Source organism: Bacillus sp. JJ722 (assembly GCF_036963345.1).
Lineage (GTDB): Bacteria > Bacillota > Bacilli > Bacillales > DSM-1321 > Bacillus_AD.
This window is the reverse complement of sequence record NZ_JBALMO010000129.1, coordinates 1-7,089: the sequence shown is the minus strand read 5'-3', so window position 1 is coordinate 7,089 and position 7,089 is coordinate 1. Positions and strand designations below refer to the sequence as shown.

At 33.2% G+C, this 7,089-nt stretch carries 9 protein-coding genes and 1 pseudogene; 1 reads left to right on the top strand and 9 read right to left on the bottom strand.

Translation table 11 applies throughout. The features are described from left to right. Nucleotides 1–391: 391 nt before the first annotated feature. The 3 genes from V7014_RS16120 to V7014_RS16110 all read right to left on the bottom strand — a co-directional run bounded on the left by V7014_RS16120 (nt 392) and on the right by V7014_RS16110 (nt 2,228). The gene (locus tag V7014_RS16120) at nt 392–1,108 is read right to left on the bottom strand and encodes a DUF2812 domain-containing protein (RefSeq protein ID WP_335508456.1); all 717 of its coding nucleotides are present in this window, start codon (nt 1,106–1,108) and stop codon (nt 392–394) included. Continuing rightward, entirely contained in the window at nt 1,105–1,422 is a 318-nt protein-coding gene (locus tag V7014_RS16115; protein ID WP_335508455.1) for a PadR family transcriptional regulator, read from the bottom strand. Before V7014_RS16115 ends, V7014_RS16120 begins: the two co-directional genes overlap by 4 nt. Before the next feature lie 260 nt (nt 1,423–1,682). Continuing rightward, nucleotides 1,683–2,228 (bottom strand): GNAT family N-acetyltransferase, encoded by a 546-nt coding sequence (locus tag V7014_RS16110; RefSeq protein WP_335508454.1) that lies wholly within the window; start codon nt 2,226–2,228, stop codon nt 1,683–1,685. Between the two features lie 306 nt (nt 2,229–2,534). Here V7014_RS16110 and V7014_RS16105 point away from each other — a divergent pair. Then, nucleotides 2,535–3,170 (top strand): annotated as a pseudogene (locus V7014_RS16105) (DDE-type integrase/transposase/recombinase); the annotation flags it as partial. Nucleotides 3,171–3,229: 59 nt separating this feature from the next. Here V7014_RS16105 and V7014_RS16100 read toward each other — a convergent pair. From V7014_RS16100 to ahpC, 6 genes are all read right to left on the bottom strand, one after another. Beyond that, nucleotides 3,230–3,652 carry a hypothetical protein gene (locus tag V7014_RS16100; protein WP_335508453.1) on the bottom strand — a complete coding sequence of 141 codons (423 nt, stop codon included), beginning with the start codon at nt 3,650–3,652 and terminating at the stop codon, nt 3,230–3,232. A 260-nt stretch (nt 3,653–3,912) separates the two neighbouring features. Next, nucleotides 3,913–4,344 (bottom strand): cytidine deaminase, encoded by a 432-nt coding sequence (locus V7014_RS16095; protein WP_335508452.1) that lies wholly within the window; start codon nt 4,342–4,344, stop codon nt 3,913–3,915. A 242-nt stretch (nt 4,345–4,586) separates the two neighbouring features. Next, nucleotides 4,587–5,204, bottom strand: coding sequence for an S-layer homology domain-containing protein (locus V7014_RS16090; RefSeq protein ID WP_335508451.1), 618 nt, complete (start codon nt 5,202–5,204; stop codon nt 4,587–4,589). Nucleotides 5,205–5,330: 126 nt separating this feature from the next. Beyond that, nucleotides 5,331–5,783, bottom strand: coding sequence for an NUDIX hydrolase (locus tag V7014_RS16085; RefSeq protein WP_335508450.1), 453 nt, complete (start codon nt 5,781–5,783; stop codon nt 5,331–5,333). 283 nt (nt 5,784–6,066) lie between these two features. Continuing rightward, the gene (locus V7014_RS16080; protein WP_335508449.1) at nt 6,067–6,504 is read right to left on the bottom strand and encodes a Dps family protein; all 438 of its coding nucleotides are present in this window, start codon (nt 6,502–6,504) and stop codon (nt 6,067–6,069) included. A gap of 58 nt (nt 6,505–6,562) precedes the next feature. Beyond that, the coding region (gene ahpC / locus V7014_RS16075; protein WP_335508448.1) for an alkyl hydroperoxide reductase subunit C at nt 6,563–7,089 on the bottom strand (527 nt) is incomplete at its 5' end.

Here is a 7,089-nt window from a genome sequence, read left to right as displayed (position 1 = left end):
ATATAATACAGAGTGCAATTCTTATTGCATAATTAGTGGTGGATAGCCTGCTTCACCAAAAAATATCCGAATATTATAAAACCTAAAATAATAAGTGCAATAATAATGTGGCGGCTATCTTATTATTTATTTTTGGCAATAAAGTTCCAAAGAAAACTACTTGGAGACCAATTCCAATTTGAGGTAAAATCCGATCCATTAATTACCATCCAAACATTGAGTATTGAAACAATCAACTGAAATTCACACCATAATAAACCAATTTCTTCTTGAACTAACCTGCACCGTTTGATACATAAAAAAAGCTGCCTAAATGACAGCCTCAATTTTCTACTAATGCACCTTTTAGCTCAATAACAATGTCTAAAAACTTTATTATTCGACTCCTATACTAAGCTCTCTTCCCCTCCACTTTATGATAAAGAGACATGATGACCCAAATAACAGTTGGAAGTGCGATCGCTCCAATTACCATAGACGCTATGATGTGAACTGCACTACTATCGACAAATAACAAAATAATAACAGCAATTAAGAAGAGAAGGAATGGTATAGTTTTCAATAGATTAACTAATCCTTTTTTTCCTTTTACCTTCCATTTGTTATTGTATGTTGCGATTACAGTCCAAGTTGTTGGGATGGCAATTACACTGAAAATAACAGCTATTACATGAAGTAATGACTTTAAGGTACCAGAGCTTATCATTGCTCCAACCCATACGAGTACTGTTATTAAAACTAACGGAATTGCTAGACATTTCATGGAACTATTTAAATTCTCATACTTTTCAATCGTTGTTTCACGGTCACTATAAATCGGTTTTGTACCAGGATGTGCTCGAAACAAATGAATATTTCCTTCTGAGGCAATATACGACCATCCAGAAGATGAGAAAAAGTCAAAGTATTCCTCTTCTTCATCCTCTTTTAATGAACGATAATCTACACTATAGATATAATCTGAGCATTCCCCTTTTTCAAGCGTATACCCCATAAACTTAAAATCACTGACATGCCAACCCTTCAAAGAAAATCGGCGCAACTTTTCCATGTCCTTATCCTCAGAAAAAGCTAACCCACCTGACGTAATATACTTTGTTTGTCTCATTCTTCAACCTCCTTCAATCCAGTTTCCGCTAATTGAATCATCAGTTTCCTTAGCTTCATATCTTCTTCTAATATTTCTCTGCCCTTCTCAGTTAGCAGATATGTTTTACGTCTTGAATCCGACCCATCATGCAAATAAATCCACTCTTGTTTTAATAACTTTTTAATAATCGTGTACATTGAAGCAGGACCTATAGTAATTGCCCCTTTTGTTGTTTCTTCAATTAAGTTCATAATAGCGTAACCATGCCTTGGTTTAGTTAAAGCAGCCATAATATAAAACATTGAATCTGTTAATTGCTCAGTTTTACTCAACCAATCACCTTCTATATCTTTTTAAGATATATCATAAAATGATATATCAATCTAAAAACAATATATCATGATGTGATACACATGTCTAGATTTATATCATAATTCGATACATCAATTTATGATATTTTTCCTTTATAGTAAAAAAAGAACCCTTACAATGGGCTCTTCACTAAATCTAAAAATACATGATGTTCTCACAGCCCTTGGTTTAGAAGTAAAGCATCTGTTCGTATTATAAGCTTGTTAAACATTTGAATGACTTATTTCCATTCATTAGCCAGAAGTCCATAAACAACGTGGTCTACATAATGGTCATATAACCACTCTGCTTGTCTTATTTGTCCTTCTTCCTTAAAACCGAACCTTTCAGGAAGCGCTCTACTCTTTTTATTTTCAACTGCGACTCTAACTTCAATTCGATTTAGCTTAAGGTCATTAAATCCGTAATTAATTAATGTTTTGAATGCTTTAGACATTATTCCTTTACCTTGAAATTTTTCACCTAACCAATAACCCACAACACCAATTTTGTTAGCCTTATATATTTCATTAAATCCGATTGTACCAGCAATTCTTCCATTATATATAATTGCAAACGATTGTGGATATCCCCCATTATCAATAAGCTCTTTACATCTTGATTGAATATTTTGTGTAGTATCTTCTACACTCTTTGTATAATCAAGCCAACCAAGCCACTCTTTTAAATAGGATTTTGAATCAATCGTTAAATCATAGAACTCTTCTGCGTCATCTTTATTAAACAATCTCAAAGAAACTTCATCATCCACCTTATGTACTAACATAATCCCACATCTCTTTCGATTTTCTTTTATATAAAAATATTTTTTCTCTTAATATTAACAATAATTTGATTATTTTTCTATTAATTCCTTATTGAGCTATACTGCACCGTTAGCTGCAAAAGAAAAGACCGTCAGTTGACAGCCCTAATCTTCTGGTACTGACCTAAAAAAATAAGACAAATAAAACACCTTTCGTTGAAAAACGGGTATTGAATACCTGAAAGATCAATGTGGAGCTGTTTTTTCTATGGGAACGAGAGTTAGTTATCCAGTAGAAGTGAAAATGAAGGCTATTGAAATGAGATTAAAGTGAATGGTCATAAGCAAACACTAAAGGAGATACGAGACCAACAAATTGGAGATTTTTGCAAAAAACACAAATTTATATATGGCTATCGAAAAATTGTTGACCTCTTATCAAAAATAAGTAGAAAAACTGTTCAACGAGTGATGCAAAAGGTTGGATGGCAGTGTCGTGATTTTAAAGCGACGAAGCCACTTGAAAGACTAGTAACAGATATTACGTACTTGCCTTTTGGTCAATCTATAATGTATCTTTCAAGTATTCTAGATGTTTTTAACGGTGAGATTATTGCACAAACGATTGGTTTTACACAAGATACGGCATTTGTGTTAGATACATTTAATCAGCTACCTGAGTTAGCAGAAGGTTGTATATTGCATGGTGGTCAAGGTTCGGTCTACACATCATATACGTATCAACAAGCTGTCAAAGAAAAAGGAATTACCATGAGCATGTCCCGCAAAGGCACACCAGCTGGTAACTCCCCAATCGAAACGTTCTATCTCGACGGAATCTATCGCACTACGAATGCACATGTGATCCAAATCGTCGAAGAATACATTTTATTTAACAATATCCGCATTCAAACGAAACTAAACAACCAGTCGCCGGTACAATACAATCAACTGGCTGCATAATAAGGTGTTTTCTTACTGTCTCAAAAATGACAGGCAGTGCCTCTGTTATTGAACCAGATTTAAACTCCTTCTTGATATATTTCTACTTTTGTTGGCTGTAAATTCAAAGGAATTTTAAACTCCTGAAGGTTTTCTATATGATTGAAAAAGTCATCAATATGAACATAATCCATTGACCATTCATTTATCTCAAACTTCCTTAACTCATCTGTTGGTTTAAATAAATATTCACAGTGAAGTTGTTCCATATGCGAATACTCTTCTCCATCATAAATAGTAAACTGACGTACAAAATCAAAATGAAATAATTCTTCTCCAGTAAAATCATAAACTCCACATTGAAATAAAATTTCTCGATCCTCCTCTTTTTCAACAGTCATTCTACAGAAAGACTTAAATGCTTCCCAAACCTCTTTTATATCATTAGTATTCTCACCAATCGATTGTTTAAGATAACTTTCAGCATTTTTAACCGTAAACATTAATGTGCCCCCAATAACATTATGTAAATTCAAGTTCAATGACTCTTTTTCCTTAGTTATTTCTTTACTTAAAAATAATAATATTCTAAGAATAATAAATTATATATAAAAAAATTTATCCAATTTTCATTGTACTATTCTGCACCGTTTACAACATAAGAAAAAGACTATCAAATGACAGCCTTGATCTTCTGCTATTGCACCTCTACTTTATGTACATTTATTCATATACTATTCACTAGTCTTTGACTAAACATTAATCATTCTATATCACTTGTGTATTTTTCTGGTAATAGTTCCATCACATTGCATTTTACTAACTCACCATTGTAAGAAATAATTACATCAGTATCTTTTCCATAATCACTTATTAACTCACGACACATTCCACAAGGAGCTACAACCCAACATTTCTCTATATCTTCGTGTGGATGAGGATGAGCGACAGCTACAATCGTTTCAAATTCATGTTCTCCCTCTGATATTGACTTTCCAATAGCCATTGCTTCACCACATACCGTTATTCTACCAACATTCGCTTCAACGTGTACTGCTGAAAATATGTTTCCTGATGTTGTTCTAATAGCTGATCCGATATGATGACGTCCATATCTATAATTTTTTTCAATTACCTTTTCTGCTTCTTTAATCAATTCATAATCTCTATTTTCCAAAGGTTTTACTTTTAACATAACAATTCCCCTCCCAATGATTCAATTATACATAATTTACTAAACAAATCTGCGCCATTTGTTCCATAAGAAAAAGAGCTGCGATCACAGCCCTTTAATATACTATTCCCCCCTATTGTTTAAGTACATTTATTCACAAAATTTAATGGTTCACATAATGAAAACTACGTTCAGCCGTCAATAGCTCCATTTAGCTGAGGCGATAAAAAAGCACTAGACAAAAATCTAGTGCTTTAGGTTTGCTATGTACTTTGAAGAGAACGTGCCATAAAGACAGAAAATTCAGCACGAGTAATCAGCTGATATGGGCGAAATGTTTGATCTGCATAGCCACTTACGATTCCATGATGATAAGCTGTGATAACGAAATCTCCTGACATCTGTTTTGATGATACATCTTTGAATGGATTTTTTGGATATGGTTTAGTAGGATGTGAAGGAGCGATGCTTGATCTCATTAAATGAATGATCGCATCCCCTCTATTTACATGTTCATATGGTCTATAAGTTCCGTCTCCATATCCCGTAATAACATCAATCTTTTCTAATTCATAAATGTATCCTGAACCTGTGACACTTGCATCTACGTCTGGGAATCTTGTATTAACAGACTTATCACCATTTATTCCCATAGCACGACCAATCATAATGGCTGCTTGAGCACGAGTAATTGTTTCGTTAGGTTTAAATGTACCATCTGAATACCCTTTGATGATTCCTTTCTGAAATATGTACTCCATTTCCTTTTCAGCCCAATGACTATTGATGTCGCTGAATGAGCTTGCTTCTGCTTTTTCATTGAATAAAAAGAGACTTGAAAATAATATAGCTAATAACATTATTGAGGTTGTTTTTTTCATTTGATCTTCACCATATCCTGTTTTCTATTCGTAACAATAATATCATATTTGTAATACTATTGTAATATTTTAATAGAAAATGAATCTTAGGTAACAGTAAATTAGTTAATATTCCCAAACAAATTTTTACTTGGTATTACTACGATTTAATAACCTTTTATTCAATTCCCATAATGCCGTTTTATTGCTATCCCATTTCAAAAGCATTACTGCCTCTTCAAAACATAACCATTTGTAGTTAAGGTGCTCTTTTGATAATGATATATCTTTTGTATGAACTTTAACCCCAAAAGAAAATTCTTTTAATACATAAATGTCTTCTCCCCAAAGGAAGTTCCCAACTACATCTTCTACTGGTAGTGATGACATAGAATCTAATTCAATATATGGATAATCTCTTGTAATACCTGCCTCTTCAAATGCTTCTCGTTTAGCTGATTCAATAGGAGTCTCACCCTCTTCTCCACCACCAGCTAATCCCTGCCAATATTCATAATCACTCCTCTTAAAAATTGCATATTCAATAGAATTGTCAGTGATTATATAAGGAAATACTAAAACTTGATAAGGTGCCCTCATTGCTATCTCCTCCCAAAAATAAACTTAAAATAAATTTGACCTTTCTTCCACCAACCTGCTCATGTTTGTGACCATAAAAAAAAGCTATCAAATGACAGCCTTGATCTTCTGCTATTTCTCCCATAGTTTTAACTTTAAAAAAACTGGCAAGTAAAATACTAACCAGTTTTTATTATTAATATTAGGGTTCTTGAATTTTGACCAAAGATTTGAGCATAGTTCATTTTCATACTAAATTACAGCTATTCAAGTAAGTAGCTCTTCAAAGAAATACTAAAGTATTTTATCCCAAATACGCTTGAAGCATCCATATATTTTTCTCTAAAGTAGCTTTAATTCCTAAGAATAAATCACCTGTTTCTTCATCTTGTGCTTCTTCAGTTACTTCTAACAAAGTTTCAATGTCTTTAGCGATGATTTGAAAATCTTCAAGAATAATTTTAACCATTTCATCTGCTTTTTCTGAGCCATTAGCTTCTTGAATTGTTGCTATTTCTAATGTTTCTTTCAACGTTCCTACTGGTTGTCCACCAATTGTTAATAAACGTTCCGCAATATCATCAATATAAGTAGCCGTTTCTGTGTAAAACTCTTCAAATTTTTCATGTAGTGTAAAGAAATGTGGCCCTTTTACATACCAATGGAAGTTATGAAGCTTTGTATAAAGCACCGTCCAGTTTGTTAGTTGCGTATTCATTAATGAGTGTAATTGATTTGACATAATAATTCCTCCTAAAGTTGATTGTTAAAATAAGTATCAATCGAAAATATAAACGATATTAGATTTTCCCAACAAGGTCTAAACTTGGCTCAAGTGTATCTTCACCTGGTGTCCATTTTGCTGGACACACTTTATCCCCATGTTTTGCTACAAATTGTGCTGCTTGCACTTTGCGAACTAATTCTTCAGCATTACGACCTATACCCATATCATTAATCTCATAAGCTTTAATAATACCATCGGGGTTTACAATAAACGTTCCGCGAAGTGCTACACCTTCATCTTCCACTAACACACCAAATTGCTTTGAAAGAGTTTGACTCGAATCAGCTAGCATTGGATATTCAATTCTTCCGATTGTATCAGTAGCATCTGCCCATGCTTTATGGGCATAGTGTGTATCTGTTGATACTGAATAGATTTCACAATTCATCTCTTTAAATGTTTCGTAATGATCCTGAACATCTACTAGTTCTGTCGGACAAACAAATGAAAAATCAGCTGGGTAGAAAAAGAATACCGCCCATTTTCCTTTTGTATCTTCTAGAGAAACCTCTTTAAATTCTCCTGCATGGTATGCTTGAA

Coding starts and splice junctions, on each gene's coding strand:
- V7014_RS16100 (WP_335508453.1), bottom strand. CDS start 3,652: ATGTTTACGGTTAAAAATGCTGAAAGTTATCTTAAACAATCGATTGGT.
- V7014_RS16085 (WP_335508450.1), bottom strand. CDS start 5,783: ATGAGGGCACCTTATCAAGTTTTAGTATTTCCTTATATAATCACTGAC.
- V7014_RS16120 (WP_335508456.1), bottom strand. CDS start 1,108: ATGAGACAAACAAAGTATATTACGTCAGGTGGGTTAGCTTTTTCTGAG.
- V7014_RS16090 (WP_335508451.1), bottom strand. CDS start 5,204: ATGAAAAAAACAACCTCAATAATGTTATTAGCTATATTATTTTCAAGT.
- V7014_RS16110 (WP_335508454.1), bottom strand. CDS start 2,228: ATGTTAGTACATAAGGTGGATGATGAAGTTTCTTTGAGATTGTTTAAT.
- V7014_RS16095 (WP_335508452.1), bottom strand. CDS start 4,344: ATGTTAAAAGTAAAACCTTTGGAAAATAGAGATTATGAATTGATTAAA.
- V7014_RS16080 (WP_335508449.1), bottom strand. CDS start 6,504: ATGTCAAATCAATTACACTCATTAATGAATACGCAACTAACAAACTGG.